Annotated in this window: 11 protein-coding genes and 1 pseudogene; 6 read left to right on the forward strand and 6 right to left on the reverse strand. The window is 55.8% G+C overall.

Annotated features, from left to right (window positions below; all coding sequences use genetic code 11):
• Positions 1 to 140: 140 nt before the first annotated feature.
• On the reverse strand, positions 141 to 815 hold the full coding sequence (locus TU74_RS22305) for a heavy metal response regulator transcription factor (protein ID WP_003253420.1): 675 nt from the start codon (positions 813 to 815) through the stop codon (positions 141 to 143).
• A 489-nt stretch (positions 816 to 1,304) separates the two neighbouring features.
• Entirely contained in the window at positions 1,305 to 2,648 is a 1,344-nt protein-coding gene (locus TU74_RS22310; protein ID WP_003253422.1) for an OprD family porin, read from the reverse strand.
• 404 nt (positions 2,649 to 3,052) lie between these two features.
• Between TU74_RS22310 and TU74_RS22315 the strand changes: the two genes are divergently transcribed.
• The 5 genes from TU74_RS22315 to TU74_RS22335 all read left to right on the forward strand — a co-directional run bounded on the left by TU74_RS22315 (position 3,053) and on the right by TU74_RS22335 (position 11,515).
• A complete protein-coding gene (locus TU74_RS22315; protein ID WP_010951456.1) occupies positions 3,053 to 4,324 on the forward strand; it encodes a TolC family protein in 1,272 nt (423 codons plus the stop codon).
• Positions 4,325 to 4,392: 68 nt separating this feature from the next.
• Positions 4,393 to 5,643, forward strand: coding sequence for an efflux RND transporter periplasmic adaptor subunit (locus TU74_RS22320; RefSeq protein ID WP_010951455.1), 1,251 nt, complete (start codon positions 4,393 to 4,395; stop codon positions 5,641 to 5,643).
• A gap of 24 nt (positions 5,644 to 5,667) precedes the next feature.
• Positions 5,668 to 8,829: a CusA/CzcA family heavy metal efflux RND transporter gene (locus tag TU74_RS22325; protein WP_010951454.1), complete on the forward strand. Its 3,162-nt coding sequence runs from the start codon at positions 5,668 to 5,670 to the stop codon at positions 8,827 to 8,829.
• 162 nt (positions 8,830 to 8,991) lie between these two features.
• Entirely contained in the window at positions 8,992 to 9,315 is a 324-nt protein-coding gene (locus TU74_RS22330; RefSeq protein ID WP_003253432.1) for a DUF2790 domain-containing protein, read from the forward strand.
• A gap of 202 nt (positions 9,316 to 9,517) precedes the next feature.
• On the forward strand, positions 9,518 to 11,515 hold the full coding sequence (locus tag TU74_RS22335) for a heavy metal translocating P-type ATPase (protein ID WP_048377682.1): 1,998 nt from the start codon (positions 9,518 to 9,520) through the stop codon (positions 11,513 to 11,515).
• 90 nt (positions 11,516 to 11,605) lie between these two features.
• Here the strand turns inward: TU74_RS22335 and TU74_RS22340 are convergent, their stop codons facing one another.
• From TU74_RS22340 to TU74_RS22355, 4 genes are all read right to left on the reverse strand, one after another.
• The gene (locus TU74_RS22340) at positions 11,606 to 11,830 is read right to left on the reverse strand and encodes a hypothetical protein (protein ID WP_003253436.1); all 225 of its coding nucleotides are present in this window, start codon (positions 11,828 to 11,830) and stop codon (positions 11,606 to 11,608) included.
• A gap of 127 nt (positions 11,831 to 11,957) precedes the next feature.
• Positions 11,958 to 12,983 (reverse strand): hypothetical protein, encoded by a 1,026-nt coding sequence (locus TU74_RS22345; protein ID WP_003253439.1) that lies wholly within the window; start codon positions 12,981 to 12,983, stop codon positions 11,958 to 11,960.
• A gap of 298 nt (positions 12,984 to 13,281) precedes the next feature.
• A complete protein-coding gene (locus TU74_RS22350; protein WP_003253440.1) occupies positions 13,282 to 14,589 on the reverse strand; it encodes an OprO/OprP family phosphate-selective porin in 1,308 nt (435 codons plus the stop codon).
• Between the two features lie 210 nt (positions 14,590 to 14,799).
• Entirely contained in the window at positions 14,800 to 15,768 is a 969-nt protein-coding gene (locus tag TU74_RS22355; protein WP_003253442.1) for a LysR family transcriptional regulator, read from the reverse strand.
• A 257-nt stretch (positions 15,769 to 16,025) separates the two neighbouring features.
• Between TU74_RS22355 and TU74_RS25005 the strand changes: the two are divergent.
• Positions 16,026 to 16,118: pseudogene (locus tag TU74_RS25005) on the forward strand (GtrA family protein); the annotation flags it as partial.
• Positions 16,119 to 16,242 lie beyond the last annotated feature (124 nt).

Here is a 16,242-nt window from a genome sequence, read left to right on the forward strand (position 1 = left end):
AGATATCTGCAACCAGATCCCAGGCTGCGTCGGGGAGTTCATACCGCTTTGCCATCTTGGCCTCCTGGCTTTAATGGCGGTGTATTTTACAGAAAATCGTATTTCTTGGGTTTACGTACAGAGCCTAGAGAGCTTGGCAACTATCGTTTTTCAAGCACATACCCTACGCCCCGAAGCGTATGTATCAGTTTGGTCTCGAAAGGGTCATCTATCTTGGCTCTGAGTCTTCGAATCGACACCTCTACAACGTTTGTGTCGCAGTCAAAATTCATATCCCAAACCTGCGAAATAATTTGGGTGCGGCTCAGCACCACACCGGTATTACGCATCAGGTAATGCAGTAACGCGAATTCTTTCGTGGTCAGGTCAATGCGCTGACCGTCCCTGAATGCCCTGTGCCGGCTCTGATCAAGCTCCAGGTCAGCGACGCGAATGACCTCTACGGATGCAGGGTGATCTGACCTGCGCATCAAGGCGCGAACCCGGGCCAGCAGCTCAGGGAACTCAAATGGCTTGATCAGGTAGTCATCTGCTCCGTTCTCCAGCCCCCGGACCTTATCCGCCAGCCGGCTTCTCGCCGTCAGCATCATGATACGGGAAGGGCAGTTTTTACGACGCAACAACTCAAGGACCTGCCAACCGTCCATCTCTGGCAGATTTATATCCAGGATAATCAGCTCATATTCGTGCTGCTTAGCCAAGAATAATCCATCTGACCCGGTGTGGACGCAATCTACGACATAGCCACATTCCGTCAGACCTTGACGCACATACTCCGCAGTTTTTACTTCATCCTCAATTACCAGAATTCGCATGGGATTTTGTCTCGATATCACTGAGCAATTAACCGCGCACGCGCGCCGGCATTATTGAAAGGGATGGTAAATCAAAATGAGCGTGCCGGGGCTCAAATGACGGATTTGTAATTTCTAGGTAATACAGTTGATAGTCTGGCGGTATATCTTGTCGCGGTTTGGGTTTGACAGTTGCGGGCCCTCTCTCCAGCAGGTGATTTGACCTTATGAAGTATTGGGTTATTTTCTTCTTTGTGCTGGCTTCGTTCCGCTCAGATGACGGCGAGGTCGCTCACATTGAAGAGACTGGTCATTGGTGTAGTCATGAACTTCACCGGCATGCGATGCGTACAATCGAACGCCTACTTGAATTTTAGGCAAAAAAAAGGCGCCCAATGGGCGCCAAATATCCACCTTTTACCAAAGGAGCACTTAAGCCACTCAAGGTGAATGCGTAATGCTCGTTTTACTAACAGGACCCGCCAATGGATAACTGGCCCAGTTAGCGAATTACAGAATCGAAAGCGGGTACTCGATGATTACACGAGTTTCATCCAGATCCGATTCGAAAGCAGTGGCACGCGTGGTTGCCTGGCGCAACCGGAAGGACAGATCTTTTGCCGGACCGGTTTGGACAACGTATTTGACTTCGACGTCACGCTCCCAACGCTTCTGATTGTCGAGCGGGTTGCCGTTGTCGTCGGTGCGCATGTAGAACTGGTTAGCGTTCGAGTAATCCGCACCCGAGCCTCTGGCGTAGCGCGTCATGAACGTCAGGCCTGGAATGCCGTAGCTGGTGAAGTTCAGGTCATAGCGCAGCATCCAGGAACGCTCTTTCGGCGAGTTGAAGTCGCTGTACTGGATGGAGTTGTCGACGAAAATCGAGTCCGACTGACGCAGGTAGTCGAAATCGTCGTCGCCGTTGTTGCGCTGATGCGACAGGGCCAGGGTGTGGGCACCGTAACGCACACCGACCTTGGCACTCCAGATGTTGTTGTCGAATTCACCCAGGCGCTTCTTACCTTCATCTACGGCTTTGTAGTAGTTGAAGCCACCGATCAGCGCCAGATCGTCGCTCAGCGGGTAAACCACGCTTGTGCCGGCGTAGTACTGATTCCAGACGTCTTTCAGCTGGCTGGCGTAGACGCTCACAGTCCAGTTGTCGTTGATCGAGTAGTCACCGCCACCGTAACCGATCCATGGCGAGTTGACCGGGCCGCCGTAGAACGTCACGAAGTTGTCGTTCAGGTTGCTTGAGACCGGCTGGCTCATCGCATGCAGACGACCACCCTGGAGGGTAAGGCCCTGGATGCTGGTGTTCTCAACGGTCACACCGCGGAAACTCTCTGGCAGCAGGCGAGAGTCACCCGATGCGACGACCGGGGTCGATGGGAAGACATCACCCACTTTCACGATGGTATCGAACAAGCGGACTTTGGCTGCGCCGCCGACCTTGGTGTATTCGTCGCGAGCTTCACCCTTGTTATCAACGGGCAGCACGTCGAAGGAGCTACGGCCGCCGTTGCGCCCATCACCGGTGTCGAGCTTGAGGCCGATCATGGCAAAGGCATCAACGCCAAAGCCAACGGTACCTTGGGTAAACCCGGAGTTGAATTTGCTGATGATCGCGTGCGCCCAGGCTTCGGAGTAGCCGTTCGTATTGCCCTTGCCACTGTTGTAAGTGGGGGCGGTGCTGTCGCGGTTATCACGGTTGAAGTAGAAGTTACGGTTCAACACTGTAAGGCTGCTGCCTTCAATGAAGCCTTCTGGCTTGTCTTCAGCTTGTGCCGAAATAGCATAGCTTCCAGACAGCGCAGAAACTGCCGCCAAATACAGTGGTACTTTGATTTTCATCCGATGCTCCTTTGATTCACGGCAGTTTTTATTATGTTTACCGGCGCGGGTGTCGTTAGTTGTTCTGACCCGGCGGCGCGCCTAGCGTAGCGCGAGCTCATATTTGCAGGCCGAAGATAACGGGAGGGTGATAGGACAATTACAATTTCGTCATCTACCTGTTATTCGGCACCTTCGCACCGCGTGTTTGCCATCTCTGTTGCTTGTATCGAAATCATCGTGTCGGGTTGGGTTTCCCAGTATTTACGGGCATTACAAAGCTTTCTTACGAAATTGTAATTTTCTAGCCACCCCTCTGATAGCTACCGCTCATTAGAGTGCCATCACCTAATCAAGTGGGGCTTGGCAGCTGTTTCGGCGTTCTCGCCAAGCTTTATCGAAGTTTGTGCACGAGGACCATCAAAGTGCCCCGGTATAACCGCAATGTCTTACCCAAGACCCCCGTCTCGCCCTGGAAGATCGCTGCACTCTGTGCAGTCATCTCTGGGTTGATGGCGCCTGCAGCCCTTGCCCAAAGCATCAGCTTGCCCCAGGCGCTTTCGACGGCCATGGATGCCAACCCAGACCTGGCCGCGGCCAGGCAAGAAATTGGGATCGCTGATGGTGCTCGCAAGCAGGCCGGGCTTATCCCCAACCCCACAATCTCGTATGACGTGGAAGACACCCGTCGTAACACCAGCCAGACGACTGTCTCTCTCAGCCAGACCCTTGAGCTGGGCGGTAAGCGGGGGGCTCGTGTTGACGTCGCCACATACGGGCAGACCGCCGCACAGCTTGAGTTAGACCGTCGCGTTAACGGCCTGCGTGCAGATGTCGTCCAAGCCTTTTACGCCGCGTTGCGGGCCCAGACAGGTCTCGACCTGGCCAAGCAATCTCTCGAACTGACTGAGCGCGGTCTTCGCATCGTCGATGGCCGTGTTCGCGCAGGTAAGTCGTCCCCAGTGGAGGCGACCCGCGCTCAAGTGCAACTGGCCGAAGCCCAGCTGCAAGTTCGACGTGCAGAAACGGAAAAAGCGACCGCTTACCAACAGCTCGCTCAAATTACCGGGAGCTCAGTCACCGTGTTTGATCGACTCGAATCGCCAACCCTCTCCCCGGGCTTGCCACCTCGCACTGAAGATCTGCTGGCTAAGCTCGACCAAACAGCAGAAATGCGTCAGGCCGTGGTGCAGATAGACAAGAGCGATGCCTCGCTCGGCTCAGAGAAAGCTCAGCGTATCCCGAACCTTACTGTCAGTGTAGGTAGCCAGTACGACCGCTCTGTGCGCGAGCGGGTCAACACTGTGGGCCTGTCTATGCCTTTGCCGCTGTTCGATCGTAACCAGGGCAACATTCTTTCCGCTTCTCGTCGTGCAGATCAGGCCCGGGACCAGCGCAATGCTGTTGAGCTGCGCCTGCGCACCGAAACCCAAACCGCGTTGAACCAATGGTCCACCGCCATGCAGGAGGTCGAGTCCTACGACAAGACCATTCTGCCTTCAGCCCAACAAGCCGTAGAGACCGCAACCCGCGGCTTCGAGATGGGCAAATTCGGTTTCATCGAAGTGCTGGATGCCCAGCGCACCTTGATCGTCGCTCGTGGCCAATACCTCGAATCGTTGGCAGCGGCGACCAATGCGCGTGCGCAGGTGGAAAGGGTTTATGGCGAAGTCGGCTCAACCGCCGGCACTCGCTGAACGGGCCAAACATTTTCTTCGGCACACAGCCTTGAACAAGCCGGTGCCTACGATCAGCAGGAGTAGCAATGGATAACAAACGCAAGATCGCCCTCGCGGTAGCCGCTGTGGCAGCCCTCGGATTTGGCAGCCTTGCCTGGAACAACAGTTCCGGACAGCAGGCCGCCAGTACTGCCGAGCATGGCGCTAACGATGGCCATGGCGACGAAAAGAAAGCCGCATCTGCCGCCAAAGAGGAAGGTGATGAGGGCCATGGTGAAGAAGGCCACAGCGAAGAGGGCGGTGAAGAAGAGGGCAAGCTGACGCTCAGCGCTGAACAGATCAAGGCCGCTGGTGTTGCCCTGGAAGCTGCAGCGCCTCGTGACCTCGGTACCGTCGTGAGCTTCCCTGGCGAAATTCGCTTCGACGAAGATCGTACTGCCCACGTGGTTCCTCGTGTTCCTGGCGTTGTTGAGGCTGTCCAGGCCAACCTGGGCGAGACGGTCAAGAAAGGGCAAGTCCTCGCGGTAATCGCCAGCCAGCAGATCTCTGACCTGCGCAGCGAACAACAGGCCGCACAGCGTCGCGTCGAACTGGCGCGTGTGACCTTCGAACGTGAGAAGCAACTGTGGCAGGACAAGATCTCTGCAGAGCAAGACTACCTCCAAGCACGCCAAGCGCTGCAAGAAGCGGAGATCTCCTTGGCCAACGCCAAGCAGAAGGTCGGCGCAATCGGTGCCTCGGTTAACTCCGTTGGCGGTAATCGTTACGAGCTCCGCGCTCCCTTCGACGCCGTGGTAGTGGAGAAACACCTGACCGTCGGCGAAGTCGTCAGCGAGGCGACCAACGCCTTCATCCTTTCCGACCTGAATCAGGTCTGGGCGACCTTCGCAGTTCCGCCGACAGATCTGGGCAAGGTCACGACTGGCCGTGCAGTGAAAGTCTCTTCGCCTGACATGAACGTCGAGGTCGAAGGGAAGGTGGGTTATGTCGGCAGCCTGCTGGGCGAGCAAAACCGTGCAGCTACTGTCCGCGTCACCTTGACCAACCCCAACGGCGCCTGGCGTCCAGGCCTGTTCGTAAACATTGCGGTCACCTCCCAGACCGATCGAGTTGCCGTAGCGGTCCCTGAGCACGCTGTGCAGACCGTTGAAGACAAACCTTCGGTATTCGTACGCACCCCAGATGGCTTTGACACCCGCCCGGTAAAACTGGGTCGCCGCGACAATGGGTACGTGGAAATCATCGACGGTATTGAAGCCGGCGCCCAGGTAGCAACCAGTGGCAGCTTCACACTCAAGTCCGAGCTCGGCAAAGCTTCTGCCGAACACGGTCACTGATGCGAACTGACAGGATGATTTCTCATGTTTGAACGTATCATCAGATTCGCCATCGAGCAGCGCATCGTAGTAATGATCGCCGTTCTGATCATGGCGGGTATCGGTATCTACAGCTATCAAAAGCTGCCCATCGATGCGGTACCCGATATCACCAACGTCCAGGTGCAGATCAACACTGCAGCGCCTGGTTACTCGCCCTTGGAAACCGAACAACGGATCACGTTTCCAGTTGAAACGGCCATGGCCGGTCTCCCGGGCCTTCAGCAGACCCGTTCCCTGTCTCGCTCTGGCCTGTCTCAGGTCACCGTGATCTTCAAGGATGGCACTGACATCTTCTTTGCCCGCCAGTTGATCAACGAGCGGCTGCAGGTTGCGAAGGAACAGCTGCCAGAAGGTGTAGAGGCCGTCATGGGTCCGGTATCTACCGGCCTCGGCGAGATCTTCCTGTGGACTGTTGAAGCCGAAGATGGCGCGGTCAAAGAGGACGGTACGCCGTACACCCCGACCGACCTGCGCGTGATCCAGGACTGGATCATCAAGCCTCAGCTGCGTAACGTCCCGGGTGTGGCCGAGATCAATACCATCGGCGGTTATGCCAAGCAGTTCCTGGTTGCGCCGGATCCAAAGCGCCTGGCTACCTACAAGCTGACACTCAATGACCTGGTCGCAGCGTTGGAAAGTAACAACGCCAACGTCGGTGCCGGCTACATCGAGCGTAATGGTGAACAGTTGCTCATCCGTGCACCGGGTCAGGTAGGCAATATCGAAGACATCGCCAACATCGTGATCACCAGTGTGGATGGTGCACCGATTCGCATCAGCAGCGTTGCTGACGTCAGCATCGGTAAAGAGCTCCGTACAGGTGCTGCTACTGAGAACGGCCGCGAAGTCGTGCTCGGTACCGTGTTCATGCTGATTGGTGAAAACAGCCGCACCGTATCTCAAGCTGTCGCCGCCAAATTGGCGGACATCAACCGCACCCTGCCAAAGGGCGTGGTGGCTGTGACTGTTTACGACCGTACCAACCTGGTTGAAAAAGCCATCGCGACGGTGAAGAAGAACCTGGTGGAAGGCGCGATCCTGGTTATCGCCATTCTGTTCCTGTTCCTCGGCAACATCCGTGCGGCTCTGATCACCGCGATGGTGATTCCGCTGTCCATGCTGTTCACCTTCACAGGCATGTTCAACAACAAGGTCAGTGCCAACTTAATGAGTTTGGGGGCACTCGACTTCGGCATCATCGTCGACGGTGCCGTGGTTATTGTAGAAAACGCGATCCGTCGACTGGCTCATGCGCAACATAAGCATGGCCGCATGCTCACCAAAACCGAACGCTTCCACGAGGTCTTTGCCGCGGCGCGAGAAGCTCGCCGGCCGCTGATCTTCGGTCAGCTGATCATCATGGTGGTGTACCTGCCGATCTTCGCCCTCACCGGCGTCGAAGGCAAAATGTTCCACCCGATGGCCTTCACCGTTGTGATGGCGCTGCTGGGTGCAATGGTCCTGTCCGTTACCTTTGTTCCTGCAGCTATTGCCATGTTCGTCACTGGCAAGGTGAAGGAAGAGGAAGGCGTGGTCATGCGCACAGCTCGACTGCGCTATGAACCGGTTCTGCAATGGGTGCTGGGACATCGGAACATCGCTTTCTCGGCCGCAGTAGCCTTGGTCGTGCTCAGTGGTTTGCTGGCAAGTCGTATGGGTAGCGAGTTCATCCCAAGCCTCAGTGAGGGTGACTTTGCGATGCAGGCCATGCGTGTGCCTGGAACGAGCCTCACTCAATCTGTCGAGATGCAGCAGCGTCTGGAGAAAGCGGTGATTGCGCAGGTGCCTGAAGTTGAGCGGATGTTCGCACGCTCGGGTACCGCAGAAATTGCATCTGACCCGATGCCGCCGAACGCCTCTGACGCCTACATCATGCTCAAGCCTCAGGATCAGTGGCCTAACCCGAAGAAGCCTCGTGATGAGCTGATTGCTGAAGTGCAGAAGGCCGCAGCGGGTGTTCCAGGAAGCAACTACGAGTTGTCGCAGCCAATCCAACTGCGTTTCAACGAGCTGATTTCGGGCGTGCGTAGTGACGTCGCTGTGAAAGTCTTCGGCGATGACATGGACGTGCTCAACAACACCGCCAACAAGATCGCGGCAGCGCTCAAAGCGGTCCCGGGCTCATCGGAAGTGAAAGTTGAGCAGACATCCGGCCTGCCGGTGCTGACCATCAACATTGACCGCGAAAAAGCAGCACGCTACGGCCTGAACATCGCGGATGTTCAGAACTCGATCGCTATCGCCGTGGGTGGCCGTCAGGCCGGCACGCTGTATGAGGGCGACCGTCGGTTCGACATGGTAGTACGCCTACCAGAGACCGTTCGCACCGACGTAGCGGGTATGTCCAGCTTGCTGATCCCGGTACCTGCCAATGCGGCACAGGGTGCCAATCAGATCGGCTTCATCCCGCTGTCCCAGGTCGCCAATCTGGACCTGCAACTGGGCCCGAACCAAATCAGCCGCGAGAACGGCAAACGTCTGGTTATCGTCAGCGCCAACGTTCGAGGCCGCGATCTGGGGTCCTTCGTTGAGGAGGCGACCGCATCGCTGGACAAGAAGGTGCAAATCCCTGCGGGCTACTGGACGACTTGGGGGGGCCAGTTCGAGCAGCTGCAGTCGGCTGCCAAACGCCTGCAGATCGTTGTTCCAGTCGCCTTGCTGCTGGTCATGACCTTGTTGTTCCTGATGTTCAACAACCTGAAGGACGGCATGCTGGTCTTCACCGGTATTCCATTCGCACTCACCGGTGGTGTTGTGGCGTTGTGGCTGCGGGACATCCCACTGTCGATCTCGGCAGGTGTCGGCTTCATTGCACTGTCCGGCGTTGCAGTACTGAACGGCCTGGTGATGATTGCCTTCATCCGCGGGCTAAGGGAGGAGGGACGAACGCTCAGACAGGCAGTCGATGAAGGTGCATTGACCCGTCTGCGACCTGTTCTGATGACAGCCTTGGTAGCGTCCCTGGGCTTCATCCCGATGGCTTTGGCCACCGGCACCGGTGCCGAAGTTCAGCGGCCATTGGCGACGGTGGTGATTGGCGGGATCCTGTCCTCCACCGCACTGACCTTGCTGGTACTGCCTGCCCTGTATCACTGGGCACACCGCAAGGATGAAGACGGCGACGAGGCCGAAGTGGTTAGCTAACAGCCTCCGCTAAAGAGAAGCCCACAACACGTGTTGTGGGCTTTTTTGTTTAAAGTGAAGTAGATGCACTTACCTTTCAAAATTGTAAGTTTCTCGTCATGCCGGTGATGCCTATGCATTGCTAAGGTTACGCCCGAGAAGTTTTGAAATTGAGAGGGTTTTATGAAAAAGCTAATTATCGCTGCTGCACTTGTTGTTTTCTCGGTGGCTTCGCAGGCCAACACTTTCTCCGAGAGCAAGCAGCTTCAATACACCAAGGAACACCAGACCGCAGTGGCCAAGTACGCGGAGAAAAATGGCAAGCCAATGCCAGAGATTCAGGATTACAAATATGGCATGAAGATAGACGTTGCGAAATTCGTACGTCAGTCGCAGGACCCCCGTACCTGCCAGGTCTATCCACGGTTGATGACCTTCGAGGACTCCCAGGGCACGCTCAAGACTGTTCGTTACTCGATGTATTCGCAATGCATCAACAACAAGTAGTAAACGATTTGAACAGAACAATTAGAGAATTCATAAATGCCAGGCAGTGCCTGGCATTTTTTATTACGCCCGATACCCCATAGCTTCGAAATGTTAACGCCTGGGCTCGGGCAAACCGTGCAATAGATCTTAGCCAACCAACAGAGACGGCTCCCCAACTGCAGAGGGCAATTGGAAGCCTTGACCCCAGAAGGGACGAGTTATGAAGAGTTTGCTTGAACGCCCTGATGACCAAGCCGGGCATGAAGGTCATAGCCATGAGCATGGCGGCATTTTTGGAATGAACACAGAGCTGATTTTCGCGCTGATCTGTGGTGCTCTCCTGGGTGCCGGAGCTCTCGCAGGAAAACTTGGCCTGATTGATCGTCTGCCTCTGATTCTGTACGTGTCGGCCTACGTGTTCGGTGGATGGTTCACCACTAAGGAAGCGGTTACCAACATCCGTCAGAAACGCTTCGAGATCGACTCGCTGATGCTTCTCGCCGCAGTCGGTGCCGCGAGCATCGGCGCCTGGGCGGAGGGGGCTCTGCTGCTGTTCCTGTTCAGTCTGGGGCATTCCCTTGAAAGCTACGCGATGGGGCGGGCCAAGAAAGCGATTGAGGCACTGTCCAAGCTCGCACCAGCCACCGCGATCGTACGCAGAGCAAATGGCACGGTGGAGATGCCCGTGGAGCTGCTGGTTCCCGGTGACGTTGTCATCGTGCGCCCCAATGACCGCCTACCGGCCGATGGTTTTGTTGTAGTGGGCTCCTCAAGTATCAACCAGGCGCCAGTAACCGGTGAGAGCGTCCCCGTGGACAAGCAACCTGTCCCTGATGCCGAACTCGCACGCAGCAAGCCAGATGCAGTGGATGCAGCCTCGAAAGTCTTCGCCGGTACCATCAATGGCGAAACGCTCATCGAGGTTGAGGTAACACGGCGCTCTACGGAAAGTACCCTGGCGCGGGTCATCAAGATGGTCAGTGAAGCCGAAGTCAGGAAGTCACCGACCCAGCGATTCACGGACCGCTTCCAACGCATATTCGTCCCGTTGGTTTTGCTGCTGGTAGTCGGGCTGCTATTTGCCGGCATTTTCCTTGATGAGCCGTTCCGTGACTCGTTCTACCGGGCGATGGCCGTACTGGTTGCAGCCAGCCCCTGCGCGCTGGCGATCGCAACACCAAGCGCCATTCTATCTGGCATCGCCAGGGCAGCCCGAGGTGGCGTGCTGATCAAGGGCGGTGCACCGCTTGAAGAGCTCGGCTCCTTGAATGCCATGGCATTCGACAAGACCGGTACCCTGACCGAAGGGCGCCCACGCATCACCGATGTAATACCGGTAGGCGGCACGCAGATCGAGGATCTACTAAACGTCGCCATCGCTGTGGAGTCGATGAGCGACCATCCGCTGGCTGCGGCAATTGTGCGTGACGGTGAAGAGATGATTGGCACACGGCGCCGATTGCAAGCCAAGAACATGAGCAACATGATTGGCCGCGGCGTACGTGCCGAGCTTGATGGGCAGTTCGTCTGGATTGGCAAGGTCGAGATGTTCGGTACCAATGGTATTCCCGCACTGAGCAAGGCAGCCTTGGAGGCTGCGGAGCGTCTGCGTCAGTCGGGCCGCACAACCATGGTGGTACGTCGCGCTGACAAGGATCTGGGCGCTATCGGGCTATTGGACACACCCCGAGAGGGTGCCAAAGAGGCACTCCAGAAACTCAGAGAGATGGGCATCGACCGCATGGTCATGATTTCTGGGGACCACAACCGCGTTGCAGAGGCGGTAGCCAAACAAGTTGGCTTAGATGAGGCGTGGGGAGACCTAATGCCGGAAGACAAGGTCAAGGCCATCAAGAACCTGCGCCTCAGCGCCAGGGTGGCCATGGTGGGTGACGGCGTGAATGATGCCCCTGCCATGGCCAATTCGAGCGTTGGCATCGCAATGGGGGCTGCCGGATCTGATGTCGCCCTGGAAACGGCTGATATCGCGCTTATGGCTGACGACATCAGGCAACTCCCATTTGCGGTGGGGCTGAGCCGTCACACGCGATCGATCATCCGCCAGAACCTGTTCGTCAGCTTGGGGATTGTGGCCATCTTGGTTCCGTCTACCATCATGGGCTTGAGCATTGGTGCCGCCGTTGCGATCCATGAGGGCTCCACACTGCTGGTCGTCTTCAACGCCTTGCGGTTGTTGGCCTACCGCAGAAGCTCCTGATCCCTGAGCTTCAATCATGAAGCTAAGCAGGGAAATGACTTGAAGTAGAAGTACGGGTCGTGCGCGATCAGCGCACGACCCGTACTTTTCTCACTCGTCGATCCCGATGCGCTTGAGGCTTTCAAGGGCCTTCCCACACTCAGGTGAGCCGTGCCTTAAGCCGCAGGCCAACGCAGCTTTGAGACTCATGACACCGGCTACGAAACCGACTTGATTGCCGACCCCTTGTCCGTTCGCAAATCCCTGATCATACGCAATCTCCACAAGTGCATTGATCGCCGCCAGGGTGTCTTGTTTGTTGGTACTGTTCTGCATATCTACTCCGCGAGCATTCAGCTCATATCGCTCGGTTAGATGGCGGCGCCTTCAGGTTTGGGGTGAGCGAATCCCGCTCCCATAGCCAATCCCTAACGGGGGGCATAGCCCGCCACCGTAAGGAAAATCAGCTATTGAGAGCAGGTGACTCGTTTTGGTCACGCGTGCTGCTCGCCTCACCGCATTGGCACTGAGTGGGTACATCCGGATAGCCGCTGTGTTTCTCGACGAACAGCGTTTGGCAGGTGGTGCACCCATAAATCCGCGGCAGAGACTTCAGACCACCTGGCAGCACATCGCTCAAGGGCTCGTTATGCCAAGGAGCCCCGTCAAGGATCTTGGAGCGCAGGATGTTTCCCAGCCGCCAGGTGTTACTTTGTGCGCGCCAGAACCACATCGGCGCCGAAAGTGAATACTGGATGAAGGTCTCTTCCGGCTGTTTGGAGAGCATCGGAAATTTAGGGCGGGTCGATCCGGAATCGATGATAGTGAACCCCATGCCCATCTCAGCGCTCGGATGGGTCTGTTCACCGAAATAGCGGTCGTGACTCGCCGAAGCCGTAGCTTGATGATCAGTCGGCGGAAATACCCACAGATAGCACTCGCTTCGAGTCACCATTTCGACGAGCTGGCTCTGTCCCCGTATAGGGAAATCTGCAGCCAGTGCGAAGCGATCTTTCCACGTGATTTTCGGAGGCGGTGCCATACCCGCCGCAATGGCCAGCGTCGCCGTTTTCGGGACGAATCGATCGCCGAGCTCGTTCAGATCCAGATTCTTGCAAAGGGCTTTGAATGCCTTTTTACGAGTCTTCGAGGTGAAGGAGGGGTCGAGGAGCAGGCGAACCTGGTTCACGCCTATCCCTGCAGCTCGTAGTACTTCGATGACTTCTTCAGCCACGCCGACTGCTTGAAGATCGGTCAATCCCAAGCACTTTTTCGCCCGCTCAATCGTCTCGTAGAGGTTGTACTGCCTGTCGCTGTCACGGCATACCTGGATTGGCAGATTGTCTTGGGAGTCAACTTCTGGGGAGACGGAGCCAATGGCAGCGTGGAGCAACTGGTGAATGTGCTGGTGAGCGTACGGGCGACCGGAAGCCGAGAATGAGGCGTGCAGCTGAGCAGCGAGAGGTTGAAGCAGCTTTTTGGCAGACATGACTATCCCCTAATGAGCGACGTTGGGGTAGCTGCGCTTGTAGGGCCGTTAGACGCGAAGCTGGACGTCGAATCAGGTTCAATCATGAGTAGGAGTCAGGTTTGGTTTGCTTGCACGGCCACCATGCAAAACCCGACGCGGCAATCACACCAGATTCGCCGAGTTTTGGCAAGAGAGGTCATCAGGTGAGCGAGAGCAGGTAGGAGGAGGACGCTCCAAGCTCGATCACGTCAGAAACAGGGAAGCCGGAAGCACATTGAGCGCTTCCGGCTTTCTCACGTCAGACTGATGAGAGGGATCAGAAGACGTATTGCAGGCGGGTCACGATTGCATTGCCGCTGTCGTCGCCCACGGTGTTCTCGTTATTGTCAGTACGCACGTTGATGTAGTTGGCACTGAGTTTCACTGCCTCGTTGACATACCAGTTCACACCCACAGTGTGGCTCTTGGCCTTGCGCTCGTTCGATTGATCCGCTGCGGTGACCAGGTTGCCGTCTTCGACCTTGATATCGTCAAAGCGGTAGAAAACTTCCCAGGCCCCCAGTTCCTTGTTCTCTGGTTTGATAGTGTCGAACTTGGCACCGTCGAGCTTGTAGATACGCGGCTCGCCGGTCAGGGTGTAAGCCATCTGGGCGTAGTAACCAGAGGCCTTCATGTCGCTGTTGGCCTGGTCAGCTTTCAGCTTGCGGCGAAGGTATTCCGCTTGCACCGAGAACGGGCCGGTGGCCCAGGCACCTTCGAGACCCCAGACCGAATCGTCCTTCCACAGGCCATCTTGTGCGGCGGCACCGCCAAACAGCATGCGGTTGCCGTTGGTGCCGGCATCGCCGCCGCCATTGGTATCTACACCGCGAACGCCAAGACGCGAACGAATCCGGGTATCGACCGCACTGTTTTTGAGGTCGCGGTAAGCGTACTGAGCACCGACGTGCAGGACGTTGCCATCACTGTGCAGCGGTGCGAACACGGCACGTGCGTTGTAGCGCTTGGTGCTGTCGCCATCCGAGTTGTTGTTGGTTTCGCTGAAAACGCTACCGGAGACATAAGCCATGTCAGCGATGGTGCTGGTGGCTTGAACACCCATGCCGGCGTTGTCGTTGATCCAGTCCGCCAGGTCGTACGAGAGGTTCCGCTCCATGGCAGTGGTCCACTTCGAACTGGTGGCTTTCTCAAGACCGAAGTCGGTGTAGAAACGACCGAATCGCAGTTGGACGGGCTTGAAACCGGTGTAGGTCAGGCTGGCCTCGTCGAAGTAACCGTCGGAGTCGTTGCCCGTGTTGCGGGAAAGGTCGTAGTTGAGCTGATACTTCCAGTCGCGGTACAGAACGCCGCCGAGCTCAAGGTAGGCGCGACGGAAGTAGCCGGCGTCAGCGGTATCGCCATTCTTGGTGAAGACACCATCGAAACGGCCGTAGTCGGCCTGAACGCGACCGCCCAGTTTGAAACTGAATTCCTTGTCAGAAGTCGATACTTCAAGACCGCCCTTGGTCTTCAGAACGATGTCAGCTCCGTCAGTGGTTACTGTTCCGGAGAATGCTTGCGAGGAAAATGTGCCTATTATTGCGGCAGCCAACAGCTTTTCCCGCATGTTCGAAGAACGGATCATTGCTTGCCTCTCGTATGTTAAGTGCTTAGCTACCGACGTTGTATTTCGCCCTTCGTCGGCCTAAATTTATCTTGCAGATGGGAGCAGGCCACGGTTGTCACCTGCTGTAACAAGATGCCTTTGTTCTAAGCACTCTGACTAGATTGCAAGCGAATATGACAGTTGTGTTTCTGTAGTGTTAACAGGAGAGTTTGAAACCTAACAAAACTGTTACCGAACAAGCCAGTCCTTCTTATCAAAGAAGCTCTTCTTGATCAATCTACGGATTTCCAGAACGTGCGGGTTGCGGGCAAGCTTGGTTTTGATAACAAGATAGACATCTTTCTCCTCCAGATCGTCCAAAAAACCCGGCATCGGCAGAATATTCCTCTCCATCTTTCGACTATAGTCGGGCAGCACACCGATACACGCGCCTCCTACGACAAGGCCACGGGATAAGTTATAGTTCTTTACCCGAGTGGTACCGCCCTGATGCTCAGCCATTATCGATGCCCACTTTCGTGAGCCCGCCAAAATCTCTTCATCCCAAGGGATAACGAGCATGAAGTTGTGCAAATCCAGGCTCTGCACTGGAAGGGTGACGCTTCTTGAGTAGCGGCTGGAAATGAACAGCGAGTGCCCAATCCGGCCAAGCCGTTCAAACCTATACGTAGGATGGCGATCAAACGCGCCCTCATCATCTGGGCTCACGAAAGCGATACCCACATCGACTTCACACTCAGAGAGCATCTGCGTTGTGCACTCTGAATGGATTTCAAGCTGCATTTCGGCATGATCGCGCACGTAGGCGACTAGATCGCGGTTTACGATGTCGCTCAACACTGGCTCCGTGATCGCGATGGTAAGCCTGGGGACTTCCTTTTCACCGGACTTGCCAAGGCCGTCTGGGCCGAAGAGCTGGCACAGGTAATGGCTGACCCTCTCGCCAGTGCGGGTCAGGGCAAGCTTGTTGTGTTTGTATACAAACACGGGAGCACCAATGTGCTCTTCCAGTTTCTCCAAGCGTTTCCGAAGGCCTACCACTGGCACATTGAGCCCCCGGGCAGCCTGTTTGAAACTGGCACAACGTGCTGTTGCGAAAAACTCTACGGCCAGCTGATCATCAATTGGCAGATCATCCAATATGTCAGGACTGTAAGGAACAACGCTGCTTGTAAATGTTTCATTTTGTGTAACCATTGGGTCCCCCTTAATTCGGGGAATCTATCTCAATGCCACCCAGCATTTCCTTATCTTGTCAGCATTGTAATCCGCAGGTCATGCATGCGTTATCGGAAGGTTTTATTTCGAAAGCGTAATTTTCGAGCAATCTTGCTGATATTGTAGCGTGCTAGCCTAGCGCGCCAATTTCATTACTTGGCAGATCTAAATTTAGCCAATTACGCATTTACATTTGGTTCACTTTTTTTTCACCTTTGCCTCCATAGGCTTTGGGCATGGAAAATCAAACCCTACCTCTTACTACCTTACTGATTCGTTATCTGGGGATCGGCTTCATAGCAACGGGAATCCATTATGCGGTGTTCCTAGGCTCTGTACGTAAACTCAAGAAATACGATTTTCTGTAAAATACACCGCCATTAAAGCCAGGAGGCCAAGATGGCAAAGCGGTATGAACTCCCCGACGCAGCCTGGGATCTGGTTGCAGATATC

It is taken from the genome of Pseudomonas lundensis (assembly GCF_001042985.1).
Lineage (GTDB): Bacteria > Pseudomonadota > Gammaproteobacteria > Pseudomonadales > Pseudomonadaceae > Aquipseudomonas > Aquipseudomonas lundensis.

Bases quoted from the DNA above. Each gene is read 5' to 3' on its own strand.
- TU74_RS22305 (WP_003253420.1), bottom strand. From the start codon at position 815: ATGCGAATTCTGGTAATTGAGGATGAAGTAAAAACTGCGGAGTATGTG.
- TU74_RS22310 (WP_003253422.1), bottom strand. From the start codon at position 2,648: ATGAAAATCAAAGTACCACTGTATTTGGCGGCAGTTTCTGCGCTGTCT.
- TU74_RS22320 (WP_010951455.1), top strand. From the start codon at position 4,393: ATGGATAACAAACGCAAGATCGCCCTCGCGGTAGCCGCTGTGGCAGCC.
- TU74_RS22325 (WP_010951454.1), top strand. From the start codon at position 5,668: ATGTTTGAACGTATCATCAGATTCGCCATCGAGCAGCGCATCGTAGTA.
- TU74_RS22330 (WP_003253432.1), top strand. From the start codon at position 8,992: ATGAAAAAGCTAATTATCGCTGCTGCACTTGTTGTTTTCTCGGTGGCT.
- TU74_RS22335 (WP_048377682.1), top strand. From the start codon at position 9,518: ATGAAGAGTTTGCTTGAACGCCCTGATGACCAAGCCGGGCATGAAGGT.
- TU74_RS22340 (WP_003253436.1), bottom strand. From the start codon at position 11,830: ATGCAGAACAGTACCAACAAACAAGACACCCTGGCGGCGATCAATGCA.
- TU74_RS22345 (WP_003253439.1), bottom strand. From the start codon at position 12,983: ATGTCTGCCAAAAAGCTGCTTCAACCTCTCGCTGCTCAGCTGCACGCC.
- TU74_RS22350 (WP_003253440.1), bottom strand. From the start codon at position 14,589: ATGATCCGTTCTTCGAACATGCGGGAAAAGCTGTTGGCTGCCGCAATA.
- TU74_RS22355 (WP_003253442.1), bottom strand. From the start codon at position 15,768: ATGGTTACACAAAATGAAACATTTACAAGCAGCGTTGTTCCTTACAGT.